Annotated in this window: 23 protein-coding genes; 17 read left to right on the top strand and 6 right to left on the bottom strand. The window is 33.9% G+C overall.

Annotated elements, in window-relative coordinates; translation table 11 throughout:
- Window positions 1–571: 571 nt before the first annotated feature.
- Window positions 572–2,515, top strand: coding sequence for a metallophosphoesterase family protein (locus FLP_RS07685; RefSeq protein WP_065448938.1), 1,944 nt, complete (start codon window positions 572–574; stop codon window positions 2,513–2,515).
- Window positions 2,516–2,811: 296 nt separating this feature from the next.
- Here FLP_RS07685 and FLP_RS07680 read toward each other — a convergent pair whose 3' ends face one another.
- Window positions 2,812–3,873 (bottom strand): phosphatidylinositol-specific phospholipase C1-like protein, encoded by a 1,062-nt coding sequence (locus FLP_RS07680; protein WP_065448937.1) that lies wholly within the window; start codon window positions 3,871–3,873, stop codon window positions 2,812–2,814.
- Between the two features lie 266 nt (window positions 3,874–4,139).
- Here FLP_RS07680 and FLP_RS07675 point away from each other — a divergent pair, with 266 nt between their 5' ends.
- The 5 genes from FLP_RS07675 (at window position 4,140) to FLP_RS07655 (ending at window position 12,045) form a co-directional block, all read left to right on the top strand.
- A complete protein-coding gene (locus tag FLP_RS07675; RefSeq protein WP_065448936.1) occupies window positions 4,140–4,664 on the top strand; it encodes an RNA polymerase sigma-70 factor in 525 nt (174 codons plus the stop codon).
- Window positions 4,665–4,747: 83 nt separating this feature from the next.
- Window positions 4,748–5,671, top strand: coding sequence for a FecR family protein (locus FLP_RS07670; protein WP_065448935.1), 924 nt, complete (start codon window positions 4,748–4,750; stop codon window positions 5,669–5,671).
- Between the two features lie 74 nt (window positions 5,672–5,745).
- Complete coding sequence (locus tag FLP_RS07665) at window positions 5,746–9,030, top strand: SusC/RagA family TonB-linked outer membrane protein (protein WP_065448934.1); 3,285 nt, start codon at window positions 5,746–5,748, stop codon at window positions 9,028–9,030.
- A 3-nt stretch (window positions 9,031–9,033) separates the two neighbouring features.
- The gene (locus tag FLP_RS07660) at window positions 9,034–10,806 is read left to right on the top strand and encodes a RagB/SusD family nutrient uptake outer membrane protein (protein ID WP_065448933.1); all 1,773 of its coding nucleotides are present in this window, start codon (window positions 9,034–9,036) and stop codon (window positions 10,804–10,806) included.
- A gap of 864 nt (window positions 10,807–11,670) precedes the next feature.
- Complete coding sequence (locus tag FLP_RS07655) at window positions 11,671–12,045, top strand: SpoIIAA family protein (RefSeq protein ID WP_065448932.1); 375 nt, start codon at window positions 11,671–11,673, stop codon at window positions 12,043–12,045.
- Window positions 12,046–12,233: 188 nt separating this feature from the next.
- Here FLP_RS07655 and FLP_RS07650 read toward each other — a convergent pair whose 3' ends face one another.
- The 4 genes from FLP_RS07650 to FLP_RS25430 form a co-directional block, all read right to left on the bottom strand.
- Entirely contained in the window at window positions 12,234–12,515 is a 282-nt protein-coding gene (locus FLP_RS07650; protein ID WP_065448931.1) for a hypothetical protein, read from the bottom strand.
- A 29-nt stretch (window positions 12,516–12,544) separates the two neighbouring features.
- Entirely contained in the window at window positions 12,545–12,946 is a 402-nt protein-coding gene (locus FLP_RS07645) for a hypothetical protein (RefSeq protein WP_243397510.1), read from the bottom strand.
- Between the two features lie 196 nt (window positions 12,947–13,142).
- Window positions 13,143–13,517, bottom strand: coding sequence for a hypothetical protein (locus tag FLP_RS07640; protein WP_065448929.1), 375 nt, complete (start codon window positions 13,515–13,517; stop codon window positions 13,143–13,145).
- Between the two features lie 22 nt (window positions 13,518–13,539).
- A complete protein-coding gene (locus tag FLP_RS25430; RefSeq protein WP_165606655.1) occupies window positions 13,540–13,686 on the bottom strand; it encodes a hypothetical protein in 147 nt (48 codons plus the stop codon).
- A 367-nt stretch (window positions 13,687–14,053) separates the two neighbouring features.
- Between FLP_RS25430 and FLP_RS07635 the strand changes: the two genes are divergently transcribed.
- The 5 genes from FLP_RS07635 to FLP_RS07615 all read left to right on the top strand — a co-directional run bounded on the left by FLP_RS07635 (window position 14,054) and on the right by FLP_RS07615 (window position 20,702).
- Window positions 14,054–16,204, top strand: a complete 2,151-nt coding sequence (locus FLP_RS07635; RefSeq protein WP_065448928.1) for a catalase — start codon at window positions 14,054–14,056, stop codon at window positions 16,202–16,204.
- A gap of 285 nt (window positions 16,205–16,489) precedes the next feature.
- Window positions 16,490–17,146, top strand: coding sequence for a DUF6766 family protein (locus FLP_RS07630; protein WP_065448927.1), 657 nt, complete (start codon window positions 16,490–16,492; stop codon window positions 17,144–17,146).
- A 26-nt stretch (window positions 17,147–17,172) separates the two neighbouring features.
- Entirely contained in the window at window positions 17,173–17,652 is a 480-nt protein-coding gene (locus FLP_RS07625) for a CinA family protein (RefSeq protein WP_065448926.1), read from the top strand.
- A gap of 172 nt (window positions 17,653–17,824) precedes the next feature.
- A complete protein-coding gene (locus FLP_RS07620; RefSeq protein ID WP_065448925.1) occupies window positions 17,825–18,436 on the top strand; it encodes a biliverdin-producing heme oxygenase in 612 nt (203 codons plus the stop codon).
- Window positions 18,426–20,702: an ATP-binding protein gene (locus FLP_RS07615; protein WP_065448924.1), complete on the top strand. Its 2,277-nt coding sequence runs from the start codon at window positions 18,426–18,428 to the stop codon at window positions 20,700–20,702. Before FLP_RS07620 ends, FLP_RS07615 begins: the two co-directional genes overlap by 11 nt.
- 79 nt (window positions 20,703–20,781) lie before the next feature.
- Here the strand turns inward: FLP_RS07615 and FLP_RS07610 are convergent, their stop codons facing one another.
- A complete protein-coding gene (locus tag FLP_RS07610) occupies window positions 20,782–21,702 on the bottom strand; it encodes a DsbA family protein (protein WP_065448923.1) in 921 nt (306 codons plus the stop codon).
- A gap of 165 nt (window positions 21,703–21,867) precedes the next feature.
- Here FLP_RS07610 and FLP_RS07605 point away from each other — a divergent pair, with 165 nt between their 5' ends.
- From FLP_RS07605 to FLP_RS07580, 6 genes are all read left to right on the top strand, one after another.
- Window positions 21,868–22,185, top strand: coding sequence for a winged helix-turn-helix transcriptional regulator (locus tag FLP_RS07605; protein ID WP_065448922.1), 318 nt, complete (start codon window positions 21,868–21,870; stop codon window positions 22,183–22,185).
- 35 nt (window positions 22,186–22,220) lie between these two features.
- Window positions 22,221–22,913, top strand: a complete 693-nt coding sequence (locus FLP_RS07600) for an SMI1/KNR4 family protein (RefSeq protein WP_065448921.1) — start codon at window positions 22,221–22,223, stop codon at window positions 22,911–22,913.
- Between the two features lie 75 nt (window positions 22,914–22,988).
- Window positions 22,989–23,387, top strand: a complete 399-nt coding sequence (locus tag FLP_RS07595) for a hypothetical protein (protein ID WP_065449124.1) — start codon at window positions 22,989–22,991, stop codon at window positions 23,385–23,387.
- Window positions 23,388–23,425: 38 nt separating this feature from the next.
- Window positions 23,426–23,875 (top strand): hypothetical protein, encoded by a 450-nt coding sequence (locus FLP_RS07590; protein WP_065448920.1) that lies wholly within the window; start codon window positions 23,426–23,428, stop codon window positions 23,873–23,875.
- An 11-nt stretch (window positions 23,876–23,886) separates the two neighbouring features.
- Entirely contained in the window at window positions 23,887–24,600 is a 714-nt protein-coding gene (locus FLP_RS07585) for a YARHG domain-containing protein (RefSeq protein ID WP_065448919.1), read from the top strand.
- Window positions 24,601–24,660: 60 nt separating this feature from the next.
- The gene (locus FLP_RS07580) at window positions 24,661–25,173 is read left to right on the top strand and encodes an SMI1/KNR4 family protein (RefSeq protein ID WP_083195820.1); all 513 of its coding nucleotides are present in this window, start codon (window positions 24,661–24,663) and stop codon (window positions 25,171–25,173) included.
- The last annotated feature ends 1 nt before the right edge of the window (window position 25,174 follow it).

The following is a 25,174-nucleotide window of genomic DNA, read 5'->3' as shown; positions in this document are numbered from 1 at the left end:
AATTGCTAAGATTTAATTTTTAATCTCGCCAACTCGCAGAGTCGCAAAGAAAATAAAAAGTTTTGTTTCTTCGCGGTTAAATTCGCAATTGCACATATTGTTAGTTATGTTTATTTCAACCTTTGTCAAACTTGTAGACTTTGAGAAGGGTTAAGACAATCTTGTCAGAAATGGCAAGATTGTTTTTTTTATACCGGTTCCCATTTCCCGTTTCCCGTTTTCTTTTGCAATATCAATAAGTTTTTGTCCGTGTTCTGTCATTAAACCTTGTTTTTGATTATTAAGGTTTAACCGCGAAGAGCGCTAAGATTTACGCTAAGTTCGCAAGGATTTTTTTTTAATCGCGCAAAGTCGCGAAGGCGCAAAGAAAATAAAAACTTGGCGCCTTCGCGACTTTGCGCGATTATTACGCAGCAGCTACAAAAAAACTTTGCGAACCTTGCGGTTAAATCAACATCACGGTACAGCAGTAATAATTATCATTAGGTAACAATACGATAAAGGATTTTAAAGTTTTAATTCCTAAAATTGCAAATCGTTTTAAAAAATCCCCATTACAAAAGCCTAACTTATGATTTTAAAATTTACTTCTTCCACTAAATATTCTCTCCTTCTTCTGTTTTTTGTTTTATTAAACACCACAATTTCAGCACAAAAACAAAAGAATCTTGACGGCGTTCAGGTTGCTTTTTTATCCGATGTTCATTTACAGGATTTGTTCGGAACATTTTCTGATAGTGATTTTAAAGGTATTCTGAATACGAAAACCGGAAAATATACGTTAATGAGAACAATGGCGTCTCAGTTGCATTCGACCCGAATTTTCAATGAGAACTATTTTGCTTTCATCGCAGCTTTAGAAGATATCGCAAAAAGAAAGATTAAATATGTGGCACTTCCGGGAGATTACACAGATGACGGTCAGCCGATTCACGTAAAAGGTTTAGAGAAAATTTTAGATGAATACAGAAAAAAATACAATATCGAGTTTTTCATTACCACTGGAAATCACGATCCCGTTGGACCTTTTGCTCAAGAATCCGGTAAAGAAGATTTTTTAGGAAAAGACGGTAAAAGCCAGCCCATTTATAGCAAAGAAGGCCTCTATAAGCCAAACTTAACCATCGAACAGCCTGTTGTTGTGACCGCCGATATTGCTAAAATGGGTTATTTGGGAATTACTGATAATCTCAAAAATTTCGGTTTTTATCCCAACAAAAAATACAAATTCTGGGCAACACCATTTTCAACTTATACTTCTAAAGATTATAGTTTCGAAAAAGCATCAAAAGCCGCCTTATTATCTAATAGAGTTTATAATGTAACGCCTGGATTTGAAGTTCCGGATGTAAGTTATGTCGTAGAACCTGTTGACGGACTTTGGTTAATGGCAATCGACGGGAATGTTTATATCCCTAAAAAGAACGACGGAGATCCAAAAGATCCTAAAAATTATTCGGAAGCCAGTACGGGTTATAATAATGTACTTTCGAACAAAAAACACCTTATAAAATGGGTCGAAGAAATTTCGGCGCAAGCCAAACAACAAGGTAAAACTTTGATTGCTTTTAGTCATTTCCCGATGATTGATTTTAATGATGATGCTTCCGCGGAAATAAAAGAGTTACTTGGGCCAAACAAATGGCAATTGAATCGCGTTCCGGTCGAAGAAGTAGCACAGGTTTTTGCAGATGCAGGATTGAAGATTCATTTTGGCGGTCACATGCATATTAATGATACAGGAGTTCGCACAACAGCAAAAGGAAATACTTTGGTCAATATTCAGACACCATCATTGGCGGCGTATATTCCGGCGTATAAATTATTGACAATCAAAAAAGATAATTTGGTAGACATTCAAACGATTACAATCGATGAGGTTCCGCGATACGATGAACTTTTTGATTTGTATAAAATGGAATATCAATTCTTAGCAAGTCAAAACACAAAGGACATTTGGAATATCGATATCCTAAAAACCAAAAACTACCATGATTTTACCGATTTTCATCTAAAAGAATTGGTTCGTTTACGTTTCCTTAAAGATGACTGGCCAGAATCCTTCAAGAATTTTATTCTAAATATTTCTGCAAAAGATTTATTGGTTTTAGCCAATATGCAATCGGATAAAGATTTTGATGTGATTTTAAAAAACAAAGAAAATCTCAAAAAAGAATGGTCAGAAGCAGAAAGTAAAACAGATAAACTTTTGTCTGAAAACAACCTAAAAAGACAAGATTTCAATTGGACAGGTTACGATTTATTAGTCGATTTCTACCGTTTCAGAAGCGCCGATGAATTGGCTTTAGTAGATATTGGAACTGAAAGGGCAAAACAATATAAAGTACTATCTCAGTTATTTTTCGAAAATCATAAAAAAGATGCATCAAAAGAAAAACCATTGCAAAACCAAATGCAATTGTTTCTGATCATCTTTAATAAATTCATGCACGAAGTTCCTGCAGATCATTTTAGTGTCGATTTGAAAACGGGGGAGATTAAGAGTTTGAAATGAGGATTGGCACACGGATGATACAGATTTAAACGGGTTTAGCACGGATTTTTTATTTTATAAATTAAGTATAATCACAATTTTGTTATTTCGACGTAAGGAGAAATCTTCGTAAGTAACTCCGTAACGAAAGCTAATCTTTGTCGAGCTTCTTGCGAAGATTTCTCCTTACGTCGAAATGACAAAAAATGAGAATAAATCAGCGTTAATCCGTTTAAATCGGTATCATCCGTGGCCAAAAAAAAGCCCCAAGTTTCACACAAAGCAAAACTTGAAACTTTAAACCTGAAACAAAAAAACTATTCCCCTCCAATAACCGGATTCACTCTCACATAACTTCCATCATCGTATTTGATCTGATAAGGAGAATCGAAGAAAGTGCTTGGTAAATAATAATCTGTTGTGATAACTTGAGCGCCGGATTTCTTGGCAACTTCAAAGTGCGTGTAGTCATTTTTGCGGGCTTCTTTGGTATCAGAATCTGCTCTGGTTCTTATGATGTATCCTTTTTTGACTAAATCAGTAATTTTTGGATCTTCAGAATTGCCTATCATCAAAGTTGCTGCTTCCGGTTTTCCCGGTTCGGCACAGATAAAAGCGGAACGTCCTTTTAAGGATGGATGATTCAACGCATACATATCTCTTTTGGCTCCGTTGTTATCCAAAATAAATAAAAATTTTCCTTTTGCTTTTTTCAGTGTTGGCCAATTGTTGTGCAAAACCGCTTCTTCGAGTGTTTTGTATTTTCCGCGAACCATATCCGGTGTGATTAGTTTATTGCCTAAACCTTTGCTGAGTTCAGCATCTAAAGCATCAAATAATTCAGGTGTAAATTTCTCTGCTTTTGTCCCCATGAAACTATCGTCATCTTTGGGTTCCAATGTGATAAAAACAGGAACGTGATCCGGATTTGCATCAGACCATTTTTTTAATTCTGCAAGAGCATTTTGAAGGGTGTAACACGATGTTCTAAAATCAATATCAATCATGTGAAAAACCTTGAAACCCGGTTTGTTCATCTCTCCATTCGGATCATAAGCAGCTTCAAATTTTACCAGATCCAAACCTTTTGGGTGCGCATATTTTCCGCCTTTAGGATCTCCCTGAACATCAATTTCAAGATTTCGTAAACCTTTGTTCAATTGATCGGTAATTGAAATATGAGTGTATTGCAAGCCTTTTAGAGAACGTGAAGTATCTTTTGCCTGAATAAGATTGTATAAATCCGGCTCGATATTCTGACGGTAACTGTTATGCGATCCTATTACTTGTATTTGATTGATTTTTAACTTGTCATTTGGAGTCTGTGCATTACAATGCAACGCACCAGCAATAAATAGCGTAAGGAGAATTTGTTTCATGTTTTTTTGAAGTGTAATTTTTTATTAATACTGAGGACGCAGCACAAGAAATTACCTTTTTTAGAAAACACTAATGTAAAGACAGAATTTGATTTTGATATTATTAAAAAAAAAAGAAATCGCAACGAGAATGTCATCATTGCTCGAAAATAGTAGTATTTCTACATCAAAATAATTCTTTATTTAATTTAAAGATAACGTTCAGACAAAAAACCTTGGTATAACATTTTATTATTTTACATCATCAAAAAGTCCTAAAATAAGCTATGAAAAACCCTGAAATATTTGAAAAAACGTATAATGATTACTGGAAAAAGCTGAATGCATTTTCGTATACGATGACTCAGGATAAAGACTTGGCACAGAACATTGTTCAGGATGTTTTTATTGATTTATGGGAACGAAAAGACGACCTTAATATAAATGCAATCGAACCTTATTTGTTTCGGGCAGTAAAAAATCAGGTCTTTAAACATTATCAGAATAACAAGTTCGACAAGACGATTCTTGAAGATAAATTTGAAGATTACATTATTGATAATTTCAGTTCGATCGATCCTGAATTAATGGATTTACTTTATTCTTTATTAGATAAACTTCCGGAGAAACGAAAAGAAGTTTTATTGATGTACAAATTTCAGGACATGTCAATTGATCAGATTGCCGAAGAACTCGGAATTTCCAAACAAACCGTAAAAAATCAAATTTCATCTGCTTTAAAACAATTGCGTGAAGGCCTGAAAGACCTTGCCTGGCTTGCTCCATATATTATTTTGCACAAAACTTTTTAAGATAACTTTCTGTTAATGGTTTCATAATATTTCGCGATAGTACGATTTTACATTTTAGGTACTTATTGATAATAACAAGTATTATGGTAAAAAGAATCAAGCACAGTTTAGAATATCTTATCAATAAAAGTTCCCGACATAAAACTTCAAGAGCAGAAGAAGATTTGTTGCATAATTTTACTTTAAAGGAATATCAAAAATCAAATTGGGACGCAATGTCAATGGGAAATCCCGACGAAGTTGCTCAGGATATTTACAACAATATTCAAATTAGAATAGGAAAGAAGAAAAACTTCAATCCTTATTTACAATATATGGCAGCTGCCAGCATTCTTTTTCTGGTTGGTTTAGGTTTTTACTTTAAGCCAGCTATCGTAGCCGAAAAACAATTATCATTTAAAACGTCAGATACCCCCAAATCTATCCAATTAAGTGACGGCTCGAAAATTTATCTGGCAGCAAATTCATCATTTCAGTATCCTGAAAAATTCAAGGGCGAAGAGCGAAATGTTTCTTTATTAAAAGGAAATGCATTTTTTGAAATAGCCAAAGACAAAAAGCATCCTTTTATTATTAGCTCCGGCGAAATTAAAACGAGAGTTGTGGGAACTTCATTTCACATTCAAATGTCAAAATCAAAATGCGAAGTGATTGTGGTAACCGGTAAAGTAAATGTTTCTGCAAAAGGGCAGAGCGTAGATTTGGTTCCAAATGAAGAAGCTTTGTTTACAGCACAAAAATTAACCAAACAAATGGCTGAAAAATCCTATTTGGTCAATTGGTACAATACGGATGTTACGCTCAATCAAACCACTTTGCAACAAGTAATTAAGGTTTTACAATATAAATACGGAGTTTCATTTAAGTATGATAATAAGCTCGTATTGGCAACGCCATTAACGGTGTTCATAAAGAAGGACGCATCATTAGAGAATGTTTTAGAACAAATAAATTATATCACAAACCTAAAATTTAAAGTTTATGGCGAAATAGTAAAAGTGGATTAAAAACAAAAAAGCAGTTGCTGAGAACAACTGCAATTAATAATTAAGTATCGTAAAAAAAACCAATAACTTAAATCATGTATTTTAAACCTTCTTATTTAAATCTAAAGAGTTTCATCTTTTTAGTACTAGCGTTACTGACCATTGAGAGTGGTTTTAGTAAAACTAATTCATTAAAAAAATCAAAAATAGAAAATAAAATAGAGAAAGCTACACTTGTTTCTATTTTTTCGAAACTGAGCGCGCAAACAGATTATAAATTTAGCTACGGACAAGCTATTATTGCTGATAATACCACGTATACAGTAAATTACACAAATGAATCTGTGGCGTTAATTTTAAATGATCTTTCTAAAAAAGCCAATTTTAATTATAACATTAATGGTAAATTGGTTTTAATTCAGAAGTCAGCTGCGCCAAAAACGGTTTCTGTAAAAGCAGCAGACAAAATTAGAGTAAAAGGAAAAATTGTTGATGAAAACAAGTTGCCAATTCCTGGTGCAACGGTAATCGAAAGCGGTACTTCAAACTCAACTGTTACTGATTTTGACGGTGTATTTGAACTTTCTGTAGGAGAAGGAAAAAATATCGAAGTTTCGTATGTAGGGTATACCACAAAAGTTCTTGCTGCACAGGCTGGTTTTATGACTGTTCAATTGGAGCCAAGCACTGCTGAATTGAGCGAGGTTTTAGTTATGGGTTACGGAAAACAAGCTAAGAAAGATGTTACCGGAGCTGTTACACAATTAGAAGCGGGTAATTTTAAACAAGGTGTAAACGTTTCTGTAGATAACCTATTACAAGGAAAAGTTGCGGGTGTTCGTGTTGTGAATACAAGCGGAGAACCTGGTGCTGGTGTAAACGTTACCATTCGTGGAGTTGGATCTATCAGAAGCGGAAGTACACCTTTATTTGTTGTTGATGGTATGCCATTGTCTAATGATGATACAAGCCCTGCCGGAACTAATGTTGGTTTTGGAGGTTCAACTGCAAAAAATCCATTAAACTTTTTGAATACAAGTGATATCGAATCGATTACAGTTCTTAAAGATGCATCTGCAGCGGCTATTTACGGAGCAAGAGGATCTAACGGAGTTGTTTTGGTTACCACTAAAAAAGGATCTAAAGGCGAAGGAACATTAACGTTTGACTCTTATATGGGAGTTTCTACTGTTGCTCATAAATTAGATGTTCTAGATGCAGGCCAATATAGAAACGCGATAAAAGATAAAGCATTTGATCATGGCGGAAACACAGACTGGCAGGATGTAATTTTTAGATCTGCAATTACTACAAACAATGCTTTGTCTTTTGCAAAACAAACAGAATCAGGAAATTATTATGCCTCTGTTGCACAAATGGATCAGGAAGGTATTATTCATAACAGTAATTTCAAACGTCTTTCGGGTAGAATTAATGCTGCTGAATCATTTTTAGACAACAAACGTTTAAAACTAAAATTGAATCTTACTGCGAGCCAGACTACAGATGATGGCGTTCCAACAAGTGATGACGGTGGTTCTAACGGACAATTGATTGTGCATACTTTGATGGCGAACCCAACCAGATCAGTTTTTGATGCTAACGGAAAGTACACCAATTTTAATATGAACGCGCATTATAACCCAGCTTATTTATTAAGTATTTATGAGGATCAAACGCGTACATTAAGAGTTTTAGGAAATCTAGAGGCTTCTTTCAGAATTATCGACGGATTAGAATATAAATTAAACGTTGGTGTAGATCGCTCTACATCAGAAAGAAATACTACAATTTATCCAAACCTTACCGATCTAAATCCAAAAGGTAAATATGTTCAGAACAATCTTGATTCAAAAAATTCATTGGTTGAGCATTATCTAACTTATAATAAGGCATTCGATAAACATAAATTTGAAGTTCTTGGCGGATTCTCGTATCAAAAATTTGAAAGATCAGGAACAAGTTTCAGTATTGATGGAATTTCAGCGCAGGGAGCAGGTGTAAAACCATCTATTAATCCAGGTTTTGCAGGAACGCAGTCTGGTACAACAGGTTATGCTCAGGAAAACGAATTGCAATCTTATTTTGGAAGATTAAATTACAGTTTCGATAATAAATATTTATTGACAGCTTCTATGAGAGCTGATGGTTCTACACGTTTTGGAGATAATAACAAATACGGTTATTTCCCTTCATTTGCTTTAGGATGGAATATTTCTAATGAAAATTTCCTGAAAGATTCTAAAACAATCAATAACCTAAAGCTTAGAGCAAGTTGGGGACAAACAGGAAATCAGGAAGTACCTAATAAGCAAACTAAGGCAAGTTACTCTTTGGCTGGCCCGGACGGATATTATTTAAATGATGATTTAAATCTTGTAAATGGTGTTTCTGTTTCCAGAACAGCAAATCCAGATTTAAAATGGGAAGTTGTTACACAATATAATGTAGGTCTTGATTTTAATTTATGGAATGACAGATTTTATGGAACTGTAGACTATTTTAATAAAACAACTACAGATGCTATTTTGTACATACCTTCAACTCCTTTGAGTCAGACAAAATTTATCTGGACAAATATCGACGGTAAAATTGTTAATAAGGGTATTGAGATTATGCTGGGTTCTAAAATCATCGATAGAAAAGATTTTACCTGGAATGTTGATGTGAATGGATCTACATTAAACAACAAAATTGAAAACTTACCGCTTTCAGAAATCTTAACAGGTGCTATTTCTGGTCCTGGACAATCAGGTGTTAACGCTAATATTTACAAAAGCGGTTATGCGGCCGGTTCATTCTATTTGCTAGAGCATACTGGTTTTGATCAAAATGGAGCAAACATATTTAAAGACCAAAATGGAGACGGTAAAATTGATAACAGCGACAGGATTATTATCGAAGGAGCTTTGCCCACTTTTTACTACGGTTTCAACAGTGATATGAGATATAAAAACTTTAGTTTTTCATTCTCAATTATCGGGCAAACAGGCGGTTATTTGTTGAATAATACAGGATTGAATGCTTTAAATATTAACAACTTAGCATCAGATCGTAACGTGGCAACAGGATATTATGAGTCAGGGGCAAATCCAACAAACTCACCAATTTTGTCTACGCTTTTCTTAGAAAAGTCTGATTTTATAAGATTAAATGCGGCGCGTATAGGTTACAATTTTGATTTGAAAGGATTGAACTGGATTAATGGCTTAACACTGTATGTTACAGGAAATAACCTAATTACAATTACAAATTATACAGGATTTGATCCATTAGTAAATACGCCTAAAGCAACCGACGGAAACCAATCTATTGGAATTGATTACGCAGCTTATCCAACTTCGAGAACGTTCAGTTTCGGAGCAACTTTAAAATTATAAATTATGAAGACAAAGACATTATTAAGCATAAAATTTTTAACATTATTCTCTCTTATTTTTCTTCTAAACAGCTGTACTGATCTGGATGAAGTTTTTTTAGATGAAATACCTGGAAATACAGTTTCAGATCCTGCGGGTTCACTTGCTGCCGCTTATGACAGATTGGGTGACGGAACTTTCGTTGATCACGGAGCCATTTTTGCCATGCAGGAATACACTACAGATGAAGCTATTTTACCAACTCGTGGAAGTGACTGGGGAGATGGCGGAAAATGGAGAGATATGCACGAATTTACCTGGAGCTCTACTAATGCAATCATTGTAGGTAACTGGGATTTATTAACAAATGGTATCACACGTTGTATAACAGCTATACAATCGGCTGAACAAAGTTCAATTCCTGAAAAGAAATTATATGCTGCAGAAGCAAAAGCACTTATGGCTTTTTACACGTATACCACTTTGGATTTATACGGACAGGTTCCATATAAAGATCCAATGGATACAAAAGCGACTTTACAAATTTTAAAAGCAGATACTCAAATCGATAAATTAATTACAGATGTTGAGGCTTTAATTCCTGATTTAGCTGACATTGGTACGCAAAGAACTTATCAGGGAAGATTTACCAAACAAGCCGCTTATGCTTTTTTAGCCAACATGTATTTAAATCGTGCGGTATTCAAAGATCGTTACAATGCATCATCAAATTTCAATTTTAATGAACCGGCAGTAACGGGCAGCACAGGAACAGATATGGACCGTGTAATTTATTACACTTCTTTATTAATCGATTCAGGAAGATTTAGTTTAGAAAGTGACTTTTTCAAAAACTTTGCAAGAGACAACAACAATGGTAAAGAACTTATTTTTGCCATTTCTCAAAAAATAGATTACATCCGTAACGGTTCAAACAGTTTTGCTTATGTGTGTATGGAGCGTAATCAGAGAGCATCTGCTGCAAACAGAGGAACAAATGCTGCTTGTATAACTCCTGAATTCTATGCATCATGGGATGGTAATCATGACGATCCAAGATTCGAACAACATTACCAATATGCTGACGGTACATGGTTTATGAACGATGGTACAGATGTAAGTGTTCCCGCAACCGATATTGTACCTAAAAGCAGCCCGGCGTTGCCTTGGTTCCATTTCAATAGAGGAATTCAGGCTGGTCTTCAATACGGACCTATATTATTGCCTTCAGGATCTCTTGAAATGGTAGGTAACCGTATCAAAGTTTCTCCATTATTTATGGAAAAAAGTACGGGAACAAGAATGAATTTTACACCATCATTAACCTTTGCAGACCCTACTAAATCTGTTTTTGCTCAAAACGAAATCAACCAGGGAGCCCGTGTTTTTAAATACGAATTCGATCCGGAAGGAGGAAACGGTAACAGTAATGTCGATATTCCGTTATTCCGTTTAGGAGGAATTTACGCCATGAGAGCCGAAGCCTATTTTAGAAAAGGAAGCTCAGGTTTAGCCATGATCGATCTTAATACATTGCGTACCAGCAGAAAAAGAGAATCTTTATTTGGCAATGCACCAGGAAAAGCACTTACTTCTTTAGATGCAGCACAATTGTACAAAGAATTAGGTTTTGAGTTGTACTGGGAATTACAAAGAAGACCACAAAGTATTCGTTTTGGAAAATTCGATTTAGCCGGAACTGCAAAAGCTGCTTCTCAACCCTTTAGAAGATTATTTCCAATTCCGCAAACCGTTATTGACCAAAAGGTATTCAAACAAAATCAAGGATATAATTAAAAATTTTGTGTTAGTTTATTTTTTTTTACAAAGAGCCTGTTTCGAAAGAGACAGGCTTTTTCATTTTAATTCAGGTATATAATCTTGTTCCATCTAGCAAAACCTTCGAACCTTAGCATCTCAGCATCTCAGAACCTTAAAAATAGGGGCATGCCACCATCCCGATAAGAGGGCAAAGTTACTTTGCGCGTATACGCCCTCTTATCGGGATGCTGTCGGGCTTTCACTGCTACTTCGGTAGCTTAGCTCTATCCCTCATGCGTGCGTAGTTTTCATAAGACGATAATTTGTTTTTTCAAGAATAAAAAATTACCTCTTTCATAAACAAACCCCCAATGTTGTCATTTCGACCGAAGGGAGAAATCACACAAGAAACTCCACAAACAATGTCTTCAGTCTTTATTCACCAACGAGTGTTTTTTCCCGTCGATCAAAGTGACAAGATTACGGTTATGCTGATCGTAAAAGCAAACTGTTAGACGCACTGCTGTGCGTCTCTACCAAGAATCATTAGCGATTATTAATTATTAATTATCAATTTATCATTGACGATTCGTTATCAATATTAATTATTAATCAAATTGCATTGTCATAATAATACACACACATGCTTAATCGTAGAGACGCACAGCAGTGCGTCTTCCGCCCAATTGGCACGCCCAATTAGAAAACCTCTGAACCTTTGTCTCTCTGAATCTCTGAACCTTTGTCCATTAAAACAAAGTAGTTATAATATAAAAATCCGTTGAGATCTTATAATATGTGAAGCCAGTTCTATAACTAAATTTGACAGTAATTTTCAACCTTCGAAAATTCATAAAGTATAAAAATTCAATTACCAATAATTTCAAAAAATACCATAAGATGATACATCAAATCGATACAACAGACAATATTGTAGCTTTCAGAGCTTTGGCAGAAGTAACTAAAGACGATTTTCTTACCGCAGTTATTCCTGCTGTAGAACATTTAGTAAAACAACAAAATGAAATCAATTTTCTATTAGTTTTAGATACCGATATTCAGAATTTTACTGCCGGTGCCTGGCTTGAAGATGCTTTATTGGGATTAAAACATCTCGGAAAATGGAACAGAGCGGCTATCATCACAGATTCTGACGAAATAATTACTTTCACCAACGGATTTAGTTATGTTGTTCCCGGAGAATTTAAAGGATTTAAAAAACTCGATTTTAATAAAGCCTTAAATTGGGTTGAAGGAAACATTGAGATCAAATAATCCCATTTAAAAAGTAAAAATATCATGTAAAAAGAGTCTTTTAATTATATTAAAGGCTCTTTCTTATTATTCAAACCATTTATAAAAAAGCAAGCCACAAATTCATGATCGTATATCTTGAATTTGTGGCTTTTATTTTTTGTTGTTTAATGAGAGATTAGTGTAAAACAAAAAAACATGAAATATAGTTAGTGATTGTATTCGATACCACTACTATCAGTAAGTTCTTTTTTTGCTTTACTAACTTTTGTAAATTGTTTGTAAGCTGCTGAAGCTAATAATGGGATAGCAAAACCTCCAATAAGGTTACCTACTTTATTTTGTCCTGCTTTTTTTAGTACAGCGCCAACTATAAGAGAACTAACTCCGGCGCAGGCAAGCTGTTTTGCAGAAAGGTTTGGTATTGTGTTATTTACTTTTTCCGGAGTAATTCCGTGCAATAATGGATCTATAAAATTTAAATTTTCCATACGTTTTCAATTTATTTAGTTATACTTTTTTATACAGATAGCTTATCACTATCGTTTTCGTTCACAATTTTTTCGATTTCGACTTTTTCCTTTTTAATAGCCTGTCTAAGCAAAGCAAAAAGGCTCATATAGACATTAGCCATAAAAACAAGCGAAAATCCTGCCAAAATGTAGCCACGCCAATCATTTAGCAAAAGTTTATAATTACAAAAGATTAAAAAAGCGATTGTGACATAATGGCTAAAACAATATTCGCAGGTAAAAAGATAAAAAGCCTTTCTGGACAAAATTGTCCTGTCATTTTTAGAATGTTTTACACACCATTCGCGAGGCTCCTTAAATATTTCTTCATGCGTTACAGTCCAGCTGATACAAGCTATCGGGATAGCCAGAACAAACAACCAGACGATTTGAATTGTTATATCCATCATACAAATTCATTTTATTAATCAATTTTAATTGGGTTAAAACCAATAATTTAAAATTACATTAATTGTATTAGGAAAGATTACATAGTTTTAATTTTTTATTATAAATTTTACAGCAAAATTCCATTTCAATATACAAAAAAATAACCGTTAAGTTTTTAAATCTTAACGGTTATCTATTTATAATATTTCATGATTTTTAGAAATTTTCCGGATTCGTACTCGGAAAAGGATCATGCGATACTTCGTCTAAATCTTCTTCTATATCTCTCAAATTCTCTTCATCTTCTGAATCATCATCATCAAGATCGCCGTCTTTCTCTACGGCATCATCCAAATCTTCCGGATCTTCATCGTTTGTTATTTGATCCTCATCATTAGTAATGGGTTCGCCGCCAGGATTATTTTCGTTTCTGTTATAATCATTTGTCTGGTGATTCACGTCATCTATAAATTCTTCCTGAATCTGGTATTTTTCATCCTGATTAGCATTTTCTTTGTCGATAAGAGTATCTAAGTCCTGATTAAAATCACGATTTTCCTGACCGTAATTTTGATTATTTGTATTTTCCATAGTTAATGTACTTTAGAATTAATTACTTTTTTGTTGTCGAAGGCTTCTTCGCATCTTTATCATTCGTTTTAGTCTCTTTTTTTGGAGAAGTCTCTTTTTTTGTAGCAGTTTCTTTTTTGTCTGTAGCCTTTGCACCAGAAGTGCTGCTTTTTTGATCTGTAGTTTTCATGATATTTTTTTTTAGTGATTCGTTATAGTACAAATCTACCAACTAAGAACTGCTGATTTCTTACAAAAAAAGACATTCTACTTGTATAATTAACAGCAAGTTATAATGTAAGTTTTTTTATTAATGATATAACTTTTTACGAGATATAAAAATCTATTTTCTTAAAAAGCAAATCAGTTAATTGTTGCTGATTATCAAATGTTTAAATGATGTAATTTTTGACAATAATCATGTAAGCTGTTGGTTATATTGTAAACTACATTTGTCAGGCTTGTTACAGTTTGTATTTCTCAATAACTACTTTATCAAATGAGAATAGAAGCTGTTTTTTAAATCATTTTAAAAATCCTAAACAACTATCAAAAAAATGAAAAATTCAAAGAAACCAAGTCAGGATCATGCTGATGAAAAACAAAGAGATTTAGAACTGAATAAGTCAAATGCTGACAATCAGTTTTTGACCACCAATCAGGGAGTGAAAATTAATGACAACAACAATTCACTAAAAGCAGGCGAAAGAGGCCCGTCTTTACTGGAAGATTTTATTCTTAGAGAAAAAATCACCCATTTTGACCACGAACGTATTCCGGAAAGAATCGTACACGCAAGAGGTTCTGCAGCTCACGGTTATTTTGAATTGTATGAGTCGATGGAGAAATATACAAAAGCTGGTTTTCTTAATGATAAAAGCATCAAAACGCCTGTATTTGTACGTTTTTCTACTGTTGCAGGTTCAAGGGGTTCAACTGATTTAGCGCGTGACGTACGCGGATTCTCGGTTAAATTTTATACACAGGAAGGAAATTATGATTTGGTAGGAAACAATATGCCTGTCTTTTTTATTCAGGATGCCATGAAATTTCCTGATTTAATACACGCCGTAAAACCGGAACCACATCACGAAATGCCTCAGGCAGCATCTGCGCACGATACATTTTGGGATTTTATTTCGCTAATGCCGGAATCGATGCACATGATTATGTGGGTCATGAGTGACAGGGCGATCCCGAGAAGTTTAAGAATGATGGAAGGTTTTGGAGTGCACACTTTTAGATTCATCAATAAAAATAATGAATCTCATTTTGTAAAATTTCATTGGAAACCTAAATTAGGAACGCATGGCGTTGCTTGGGATGAAGCACAAAAAATCTCCGGTAAAAATTCTGATTTTCACAGACAGGATTTATGGGAAGCCATTGAAGAAGGAAACTTTCCTGAATGGGAGTTAGGAGTGCAAATTATTCCGGAAGCCGACGAACACAAATTTGAGTTTGATCTTTTAGACCCAACCAAATTAATTCCGGAAGAATTAGTTCCCGTGCAAATTATTGGTAAAATGGTACTGAATAAAAATCCGGATAACTTTTTTGCAGAAACAGAGCAGGTTGCTTTTCATCCGGGACACGTAGTGCCTGGAATCGATTTCTCGAATGATCCATTATTACAAGGAAGATTATTCTCTTATACAGATACACAATTATCAAGATTAGGAAGTCCTAATTTTCATGAAATCCCAATCAATCGTACAGTTGCGCCGATGCACAACAACCAGCGTGACGGGCACATGCGTCAGGAAATTCCAACCGGTCGTGTGAGTTATCATCCTAATTCATTAGGCGGAGGTTGCCCATTTCAGGCAAAAATAGATGAAGGAGGTTTTAGTAGTTTCAACGAAAGAATTGATGCCCAGAAAGTTCGTGCAAGAAGCGAGAGTTTCTCAGACCACTTTAGTCAGGCAAAACTTTTCTTTAACAGTCAAACGCCAATAGAGCAAAATCATATTGCAGACGCATTGTCTTTTGAATTAGGAAAAGTAGAAACAAAAGCCATCAGAGAACGTATGTTGGGACTAATTTCTCAAATCGATAAAAATCTGGCAGCAAAAGTAGCCAAAGCATTAGGTATGACTGTGCCAACCGAATTAGAGCAACCAATTAATCACGGTGTTGGAGCTGATGATGACGGAAAGCAAGAACCTAAAGAAGTAAAACAATCTATTGAAAATTCAGATGCTTTAAGCATGTTGAAAAATCCAACTATTTCGAATACTATTGCAACAAGACAAGTGGCTTTTTTATGTGCAGAAGGTGTAAATGCCGAATCGGTAAAAAACATGAAAATGGCCTTAAAGGATGCCGGAGCAAAAGCAGTAATTATTGCCCCGCATTTAGGAACCATTGTATCAGAAGAAGGTCTGGAAATAGCTGTAGATCAGAGTTATCTTATTGCCGCTTCGGTATTGTTTGATGCTGTATTTGTTCCTGCAGGAAAAGGAATCCTGGCGCTTAAAAACAAAAAAGAAGTTGGCGAATTTATAAAAGACGCTTACCACCACTGCAAGTTTATCGCAGCTGAAGGTCAGGGTGTTCAGGTACTTCCGTTAAAAGATGATGTTCAAAAAGATGCGGGAATTTTAACCAGCGAAAAAATAGGAGATAAGGCTTTGGCTACTTCTTTTATAAAAGCAATGGGAAGACACCGTTTCTGGGAAAGAGAAGAATTATTAAAAAAAGAATAATTCTTTGATTTGATGAAATTTATTACATAGAAAAAGGAGTTTTATAAGAATTGATGTTTCTATGTGTTTTAATTTTCTCGCAGATTTGGCAGATTTAGCAGATTTTATTCTAAGAAACTAAAAAGTAATATGCTGTTAAAGAAAAAGTTTATTTTTTAATACTTTGAATCGTAATTTCAAGTATAAAAAAATAAAAAATAAAAAAGAATCTGCTCAATCTGCGAGAAAAAAATTAAAAATAAAAACCAAAAAAATTACTGAGATGTAATTTCTAATAAGCAGTAAATGAAAAAATTTTTCTACCATAACAGTTTGTCAATTGTGTTTCTGTTACTTTTTATCGGCGCCTTTATAGGTCAGGTATTTTTTGGTATTGAAGAATATAACAAAGAGCTTTTAGAAAACGGTGGTCATGCAGTTACGATGAGTAATTATCTGACCACCGGACATTTCATTGAAGCTACTTTCGAAAACTGGGAAAGTGAGTTTCTGCAAATGGCTTTGTTGGTATGGCTGACTATTTTTTTAAAACAAAAAGGATCATCAGAATCTAAAGGTTTTGATGGAGATGAAGCAGTAGATCGTGAACCTTCTGCACAACGAAAAGGTGCGCCATGGCCGGTTAAAAAAGGAGGAATTTGGCTTTATCTATATAAAAACTCATTAACAATCAGTTTGTTTTTGTTGTTTTTCGCTTCTTTTATACTTCATTTTTATGGAAGTTTAAAAGACGAAAATACCATGAATATCTTAAAAGGAAATCCACCACTTTCTATCATGGATTATTGTAAGGAATCAAGATTTTGGTTTGAATCTTTTCAGAATTGGCAAAGCGAATTTCTTTCCGTTTTTGCTATTATTGTTTTGTCTATTTTTTTACGGCAAAAAGGCTCTTCACAATCTAAACCTGTAGACGCACCTCATAGCGAAACAGGAGAATAAATAAGTATAATTAATTATGTAATAATATGGCTTCAGAAAAAGTAATAGCGTGTTGCGAGGCTTTAATAAAGAAAAATTGGACCATTAGTTTTGTAGAAAGTGCCTCGGCAGGAAAATTAAGTTATGAATTTTCTACCGTGATCAATTCAGGTCAAATCCTGATTGGCGGAATGGTTTGTTATCATACTTCAATGAAAGAAGATTTACTTTTAATTCCGCAGGGAACAATTCAAAAACATACTGCAGAATCAGCCATTGTTACCAAGTTAATGGCACAAAATTTTCATCGATATGTTATGTCTGATGTTTGTGTTGCCTTAACAGGACTTACAACGCCGGGTGGAAGCGAAACACGAACTAAACCCGTAGGAACTATTTTTATTCATATTATTTTTCCGGATAAGCAAATCTCCAGACAATTTACATTTAAAGGAAAACCTGAAAGTATCGTTGATCAGGCTATTGATGCAGTTTCAGAATTAATTTTGGAAGAAGTTCAAATTTAAAAGCAATACAATTTTAGGACTATAAATACGTTAAAAAATGTAATGCAGCAAAATTTTAACCGATTAAAAAGGCTACATTTACCACGATGTCATAATTGTGTTTTTTACATTACTTATGGCATTAATTAAATAGCATATCGTTCGAAAACAATTTATATTACCACAATCTTCAATGACTAATAATTTAGATCCTACTATAACTGTTGATTTTTTAGATAATTTAAAAAATCAAACAGCAACAGCACATAAAAAGCTCGAAAGTCTTCCGGTTTCAGCATCTATACTTTCTCCTCAAATGAAAATAGCTGATTATTGTCTTTACTTATCGTTGATGTTTGATGTGCATTACAGCACTCAGGAGATTATTTTTCCTTTATTAAAAAATCATATTACAGATTTATCAGAAAGAGAAAAAACGCAGCTTATTGAAAAAGATCTTTCTTTTTTAAAATGCACAAAACACGACACAGTTTCGGTTTTTAGTAAGCAGGATATAGATGTTCCTTTTGCACTGGGGATTATGTATGTCATAGAAGGATCTACGCTTGGCGGACGTTTTATTTTAAAAAATATAGAAACAATTCCGGGATTAGATCAGCAGGAAGGCGTTTCGTATTTTACGGGCTATGGCAATAAAACAGGCAGTTATTGGAAAACTTTTCTCAATCAGCTTACTGCTTACGAACAACAGCATAACTGTCAGGCCGAAATCATACAAGGTGCTGTTTATGCTTTTGATAGTATTTACAACCATTTTTTAAATAGCGTCGAGAATGAAAATTAAGGATATTGTTAATCGTGATTTGGTCACGCTAACAAACTGTGAACATGAACCTATACATATTCCGGGAAGTATACAGCCTCACGGTTTTTTGCTTGGAATAAATCTGGATTGGCAAATTGAATTTTGTTCAGCGAATATTAATGTATTTCTCGATTTGGTTTATGAAGACGTATTAGGTCATAAATTCAGTAAAATATTTGGGGCACCAGCACAAAAAGAGCTTTATGATTACGTACACAATCAAAAACAACAACTTGTTTTTCCGCTTGAGGTACAACTAAAAGAAGTAGCATTTCAGATCACCATACATAAATCAGGTGCGATTTACGTTCTTGAAGCAGAACCACAATCTACAGGAAGAGAACAATTGGCAGATATTTATGCACAGACGATTCAGTTTGTGTCTAATATGAACAATACAAGGTCATTAAAAGAGTTATGCGCACTTGTTGCAGAGGGAACAAGAGAAATAACAGGCTATGACCGTGTCATGATTTATCGTTTTGATGAAGATTATAATGGTGAAATTTTTGCTGAAAACTGCAGAGAAGATCTCGAGCCATTTTTAGGACTTCATTATCCGCATACTGATATTCCGGTTCAGGCCAGAGAATTATATATGAAAAACCTATTGAGACTTATTGTTGATATTGGTTATGAAGCGGTTCCTATTTTTACCATAGATGACAAGGAAAATAAAAATCTTGATTTGAGTCTTTCAAGCCTTAGAAGCACATCGCCTATTCATGTTGAATATCTTAAAAATATGGGAGTTGGTGCAACGCTTACTATTTCGCTTATTCATCATGACAGATTGTGGGGACTTATTGCCTGTCATCATTATTCGCCTAAAAACATTTCTCCTGAAATTAGTTTGGCGGCCAAACTTCAGGGACAATTTATTACTTCTCAAATCGATTTAAGACAGTCGAATGATGAATATGAAATTGCACGTAAAACAAATAAAGCCCTGGAACGATTAACAGCTTTAAATATCCCATTAGAACATGAATCTTTTGAAATTATTTGTGCTAATCCTGAATTGCTAAAACTTTGTAATGCTACAGGAGTTTCTATTTGTATAGGAAATAAAATGTATAAAAACGGCATAACTCCATCTAATCAGGAAATTGATAAGATCATTCTAAGCATGCGTGATAAGGAGTACGGAAAAACATTCAACACCAATAAAGTAAGCAACTTTGTACCGGATCTGGAGAGTTATGAAGATGTATCCGGAATAATTTATTATGCCTTAGGCAATGGCAATAATATTATCTGGTACAGACCGGAAACTGTTGCTGTAATTAATTGGGCAGGAGATCCTGAAAAAGCGATTATTATAGATAGTAAAGGACTGCATCCTCGAAATTCATTTAATTTATGGAAGCAAATCATAAAACATCAAAGTAAAGCATGGTTGCAACCGGAACTAAATGCAGCAGCAACTTACGCGCATTCTCTTCATAATCAGATTATCATGTTATTGCTTAGTGAAGAAGAAGAGAAATACCGAAATCTTAGTGATGTATTGAAAGAAACAAATCTGGAACTGGAAAATATTAACTGGATTAGTACGCACGATTTACAGGAACCTCTACGTAAGATTCAGTTTATTACTTCGAAAATATTATCAGATACAAATGATATTCCTTCCGTAGCCGTGATAGATTCGTTACAGCGAGTGACAAAATCGGCTAACCGAATGCAGAATTTATTGATCGATATCCTGAAATATACCCGAATAAAACATACCAAAGAATCTCTTCAAAAAGTAAATCTTAATACTATTATGGAAGAAACTTTGCAGGATATGAAAGAGATAATTCACGAAAATAAAGCAACTTTTGAGTGCGAAAATCTTCCAGATGTTCATGCTGTTCCATTTTTAATGAAGCAGCTGTTTTCTAATATCATGCAAAACTCATTAAAATATGCTTCTTTAAACAGGCTTCCTGTTATAAAAGTAACAGCTTCAAAAGAACCCGAAATCAATGAATATTCTAATAAAGTATATTGTAATTGGGTAACTTTTAGTGATAACGGTATTGGTTTTGAACAGCAATATGCCGAATCTATTTTTAAAATATTTACCAGATTGCATACGCTTGAAAAATACGATGGATCAGGAGTTGGACTCGCTTTGTGCAAAAAAATTATGCAAACCTGCAACGGAAATATCCGTGCTGTTGGTAAACTGAATGAAGGAACAGAAATTACTATTTATTTTCCTTGTGATCCGAATGACTCTTTGATTCCAAATTGATTTTAATGATTCAGATGGCAGAAAACTAATAAAAATAAAAGTCGTAAAAGTAATGCCTTTACGACTTTTGTTTTTTAGATTATTTGCGACTATAAAGTGAAGAACCATTCCTAATTGATTTTTTACTCAATTCTCCTTTCTCGTATAAAGCATCTAAAATGTCCATTGCTTCAGCATAAGATAGATCCAGAATTACGGCATATTCTTTTGGAGCTAAAGTGGGATAAATTTCAAAAAGAGCTAACGAATTTTTAGCTATAAATGGTTTCTTTTTGGCTTCAGGATATAAGGCCAATAAAGCATTTTCGTACGAAGTATAAGGTTTAGAACCATAAACCGTTAGCTGATTATTATTTCCGTCAGAAAAAAATAAAGTTGGAAAACCTCTTACACCCAGGTTTTTTGCATAAGTTAAATCTTCGTGAAAAAGAGTTTTTGCCTTTCCTTCATAATCAGTTTTTAGTTTATTAATGTCAAGACCGGCAAGTTGCGCAGACTCTGCAATGTTTTCCCATTTTGCAATATTTTTTTTTTCGAGATACAATTTCTCACGTAGCATTCGCATAAAAGTAATTGCTTTTTCTTTGCTCTGAATTTGCGCTGCTTTCACGGCGATACAAGACGGATACGAAGATTCCAGCGGATCTTCTATCCATACATTTCCATCAATAGGCATTTCGTAATGCAGACTTGCTTCATCCCAATGATGGGCAACATCTGAGGGTTTGCTTATTCCGCCGCTGTTGTAAGACCAATCGGCTAGGAGACCACCCATTCGGTAATCAATATCAATGTACGCGCCATATTCCAGTTTTAGTTTTCGCAATTGCGGTTCAATTCCCCAACACGAAGAGCAAATGGGATCTGTGTAATACACTATTTTTACAGGTTTATTTTCTGTGGCAATAGTGCCTCTTTCATTAAGTTTTTCGTCAATCGGTATTTCGCAAGTTCCGGTTTCGGGATCGCACAATAACGGATTTATTTTGTTTTCGTTCATTTTAGTGATAATTTGCGATTGACAGCTGCAACTGAAAATCAGGATGAATAATAGCGACAGTATTTTCATAAATCAATGTTTTAAATTTACTGGTCGGTTTTTAATTTTATAAATTTACTGCAAACTTCGCTCATCTTTACTCACAAGTCAATTAGTCTAAAAAATATGACTACAGAAAATAAATCAGAAAAAGAAAATGAATGTCCTGCAGAAGGGCTTCTAAAATTGTTGTCCGGAAAATGGAAACCGCAGATTTTTTTATTGGCTGTTAATGGTCCTTTACGCTTCAACGGACTTTTGCGAGATATAAAAGGCGCTAACAAACAATCTATCGCGGTTGCTCTTCGCGAGCTGGAAGATTTTGGTATTTTAAACAAAAATGTGATCAAACTGAAACCTCTTCATATCGAATATAATTTATCTGAAAAAGGAAAATCTTTAGTTCCGATTTTTAAGCAATTGGAGTTTTTTTTGGAGAAATAAATTCTACGCAACTTAGATTTAAACAATAATTTGAAATGACTATAATACAAAAAATTAAGCGCCTTTATGACCTTTCAGAAAATCAAAATTATGGATTTTCAGAAGCTGAGATTCTTGAACTGGAAAAGAAATTAGAGATAACACTTCCGGCAAAACTTAAAGAATATTATCTGGAATTGGGAAAAGAAGAAAATCTAAATTACTCTTTTAACAGGCTTTTGAAACCAGAGAGTGAAATTGGTTTTTCAGACGATGGATATTTGGTTATTTACGAAGAAAGCCAAGTTGTAGCATTTTGGGGAATCAAAAAAGAAGATTTCAAACTGGATAATCCGCCGGTATATGGCAATTATGATACAATTGAAAAATCGGACTGGGAAATTGAAACCCAAAATACTGAGATTTTTTTTCTTTTTATGGCTGTTTTTAATGGCACTTTGGGTGGACTAAAATATAACGGAAATTATTTTGGTACAATTGATTCAGACATTGTAAAGTTTGTTGAGCAAAACTGGATCTTAATACCGGATATAAGTCGTGATAATCAAAAAGTATATACTGAAGATTACAATGAGCTGATCAGTTTTTCTTTTGATCAAGATAATAATTGCACGGCAGCTTTTATAGGAACAAGCCATCAGGATCGTTTCGATAGTATTTTAGAGAATTTAGATATTGACTGGTCTTATCTTTCGTATGATGATGACGAGGAATATGAAGAAGAGTAATGGTAATAAATATTATTTTAATAAGAAGGAAACTTTCAAAATAAATATCAAACACACCATTAAACAAGAAAAATGATGAAAAAGCTATTTTTAATTTTACTGTTGTTATTACAAATATCTACAATCTTCGGACAAAACCAAAGTGAAGACCCTTCATCAAAAAAAATTATTGGAACGTGGTACATGGATCAAAACCGGGATACGAAATGGGTTTTCAGTCAGGATGGAAAAGTATATAATTATGATAAAAATGCTTTTAAAGTAATGTATCACTATACCATTTCGCATTCCTGTCAAAATTATTCATCTGATACTATTGAATTTATAACATTAATGGACAAAGACGGAAATGAATTTTGTTTTAGGATTAATGGATTAAATGTGAATAAAAATGGCATATTATCACTTACTAAAATGGATAATATGGAGTTACTATTATTTGTAAACAATACTGATGTCATAGTAAGGAAGTAACATTTAAAAATAAACTGTTAATAGTCTAGTTGCTAAAAATGAAAATACCTTTAATCTTATTTGTGTTGTTTTTAATAACAATTGTTTCCTGCAAACGAAATACTGCAGACACTATCTATTCCGTTTCCTACAGCATCGAAAATGGAGCTAAAGGTGCTGCCAGTTCAAGTCTTTTAATCTCAAAAGATTCGACAAAGTACCTATGGGCAAATTATAAGGAAACAAAAACAAGATCTGAAGTTACATCCAGCGATACATGGAAAAAAATAATAAATAGTATAAAGTTGGTAGATTTTAAGCGTATTAATAATGGTAAACGACGTATTCAGTATGATGGTTCAGATATTGTAATTACAATAAATGCAGATAAAGAATATAAATTGATCAATGGAGAAGAAGATTCAGTAAATTATACTAAAATAAAACCTTTAGAAATATTACTGAAGCAAGAGTATAAAAAATTAGATTCTTTAGCATTACATCTTTAATTAATAAAAAAATGAAGCAATTACAATTAATATTCCTGACAATCACATTTGCTAATACAGTTCAATCTCAAACCATTAAAGATTGTGCGAGTTGTTTGTCTAAAACAATAAAGCAGGAACAAATAGAAAACTTAAGCATAGACGAATTGCGTTTTCTTACCAACGATTTATACGCCCGAAAAGGATATAAATTCAAAAGTGGTGAGATAGACAATTACTATTCTAATAAAAAATGGTATAAAGCAATCAATGACAATGAGAAAATTGTTTACAACACAATTGAACAGCAAAACTTACAATTCTTTAAACAAAGAACGGCTGAACTTAAAACAGATCGTGATCAATTAATGAATGAATTAAAAACATTTAAAGCGGCATTAATTGCCAATGATAAAATTGCTTTAAAAAATAAATATTCATTTACAGCACAGAACGAGCAATACAAAAATATTACTGAAGCCTTAACAAAAATAAATCTTGAGGATGTAAACTGGCTAAAACAGATAGGTTTATATAGCGTAACTATTGATAACGGTGATTATGTAATGGCGTATGAGCTAAAAATAGAAAAGCATCATATAACCGTACTATATAGCAGCAGAGGAGGATCTGATATTGGCGAAGCTTTATACCCAAGTGAATTCTCTGATGAATTTTCTTTCTGGTGGGAATTTGAATGGAAAAATGACACACTGAAATTCATAAAAATGAATGTAGCGGGCTAGAGAATAGATTTTTTTTTTGATAATTTAGAAAATGAAAATTTCTAAAAAATAACTTGTAAAATGTGGTTTCATAAATTTACTTTTTTCGACAAACAACCGGGATTGACTGAACCTTTTTTGGATGATTTTTTTACAAAACCGTTTTCAGAAGAAGAATTTAGTTTATTTCCTGATATCGAAAGCTTATATCCCAAAGGCAAAACTTCTGAGCATTTCCCTATTCCACAGCAATTAAGACTTCCCGAAGAGTTTATTTCGCTTTTGCGATATTCAAACGGAGGAGGTATTATAAACGGCGAACGCGAATTTGGTTTTTTCTCCCTCGAAGATATTAGGCAAATGTATATTGCTTACGGGTTCCCCATTTGGGCGCCGGCATTTCTTCCGATCGCGTTTAATGGCGGCGGAAAATTTTATGCGTATGATCTTAGACAAAAAGAAGGTTTTCCGATCATTGTCGTTCCGGCCGGAAATATCGGTTACAATGATGATTGCTGGGTTTTATTAGGCCATACGCTTGAAGAAGTTTTGAGTAAAACCACAAATGTAGAAGATGAATTAGATGCGGTTTAAT

Source organism: Flavobacterium piscis (assembly GCF_001686925.1).
Classification (GTDB): Bacteria; Bacteroidota; Bacteroidia; order Flavobacteriales; family Flavobacteriaceae; genus Flavobacterium; species Flavobacterium piscis.
The sequence above is the reverse complement of the archived record's forward strand: the minus strand, read 5'-3'. Positions and strand labels throughout refer to the sequence as shown.

What these genes read in the sequence shown, in the direction of transcription:
- FLP_RS07685 (WP_065448938.1), top strand. Translation starts at nt 572, where the DNA reads ATGATTTTAAAATTTACTTCTTCCACTAAATATTCTCTCCTTCTTCTG.
- FLP_RS07680 (WP_065448937.1), bottom strand. Translation starts at nt 3,873, where the DNA reads ATGAAACAAATTCTCCTTACGCTATTTATTGCTGGTGCGTTGCATTGT.
- FLP_RS07675 (WP_065448936.1), top strand. Translation starts at nt 4,140, where the DNA reads ATGAAAAACCCTGAAATATTTGAAAAAACGTATAATGATTACTGGAAA.
- FLP_RS07670 (WP_065448935.1), top strand. Translation starts at nt 4,748, where the DNA reads ATGGTAAAAAGAATCAAGCACAGTTTAGAATATCTTATCAATAAAAGT.
- FLP_RS07665 (WP_065448934.1), top strand. Translation starts at nt 5,746, where the DNA reads ATGTATTTTAAACCTTCTTATTTAAATCTAAAGAGTTTCATCTTTTTA.
- FLP_RS07660 (WP_065448933.1), top strand. Translation starts at nt 9,034, where the DNA reads ATGAAGACAAAGACATTATTAAGCATAAAATTTTTAACATTATTCTCT.
- FLP_RS07655 (WP_065448932.1), top strand. Translation starts at nt 11,671, where the DNA reads ATGATACATCAAATCGATACAACAGACAATATTGTAGCTTTCAGAGCT.
- FLP_RS07650 (WP_065448931.1), bottom strand. Translation starts at nt 12,515, where the DNA reads ATGGAAAATTTAAATTTTATAGATCCATTATTGCACGGAATTACTCCG.
- FLP_RS07645 (WP_243397510.1), bottom strand. Translation starts at nt 12,946, where the DNA reads ATGATGGATATAACAATTCAAATCGTCTGGTTGTTTGTTCTGGCTATC.
- FLP_RS07640 (WP_065448929.1), bottom strand. Translation starts at nt 13,517, where the DNA reads ATGGAAAATACAAATAATCAAAATTACGGTCAGGAAAATCGTGATTTT.
- FLP_RS25430 (WP_165606655.1), bottom strand. Translation starts at nt 13,686, where the DNA reads ATGAAAACTACAGATCAAAAAAGCAGCACTTCTGGTGCAAAGGCTACA.
- FLP_RS07635 (WP_065448928.1), top strand. Translation starts at nt 14,054, where the DNA reads ATGAAAAATTCAAAGAAACCAAGTCAGGATCATGCTGATGAAAAACAA.
- FLP_RS07630 (WP_065448927.1), top strand. Translation starts at nt 16,490, where the DNA reads ATGAAAAAATTTTTCTACCATAACAGTTTGTCAATTGTGTTTCTGTTA.
- FLP_RS07625 (WP_065448926.1), top strand. Translation starts at nt 17,173, where the DNA reads ATGGCTTCAGAAAAAGTAATAGCGTGTTGCGAGGCTTTAATAAAGAAA.
- FLP_RS07620 (WP_065448925.1), top strand. Translation starts at nt 17,825, where the DNA reads ATGACTAATAATTTAGATCCTACTATAACTGTTGATTTTTTAGATAAT.
- FLP_RS07615 (WP_065448924.1), top strand. Translation starts at nt 18,426, where the DNA reads ATGAAAATTAAGGATATTGTTAATCGTGATTTGGTCACGCTAACAAAC.
- FLP_RS07610 (WP_065448923.1), bottom strand. Translation starts at nt 21,702, where the DNA reads ATGAACGAAAACAAAATAAATCCGTTATTGTGCGATCCCGAAACCGGA.
- FLP_RS07605 (WP_065448922.1), top strand. Translation starts at nt 21,868, where the DNA reads ATGACTACAGAAAATAAATCAGAAAAAGAAAATGAATGTCCTGCAGAA.
- FLP_RS07600 (WP_065448921.1), top strand. Translation starts at nt 22,221, where the DNA reads ATGACTATAATACAAAAAATTAAGCGCCTTTATGACCTTTCAGAAAAT.
- FLP_RS07595 (WP_065449124.1), top strand. Translation starts at nt 22,989, where the DNA reads ATGAAAAAGCTATTTTTAATTTTACTGTTGTTATTACAAATATCTACA.
- FLP_RS07590 (WP_065448920.1), top strand. Translation starts at nt 23,426, where the DNA reads ATGAAAATACCTTTAATCTTATTTGTGTTGTTTTTAATAACAATTGTT.
- FLP_RS07585 (WP_065448919.1), top strand. Translation starts at nt 23,887, where the DNA reads ATGAAGCAATTACAATTAATATTCCTGACAATCACATTTGCTAATACA.
- FLP_RS07580 (WP_083195820.1), top strand. Translation starts at nt 24,661, where the DNA reads ATGTGGTTTCATAAATTTACTTTTTTCGACAAACAACCGGGATTGACT.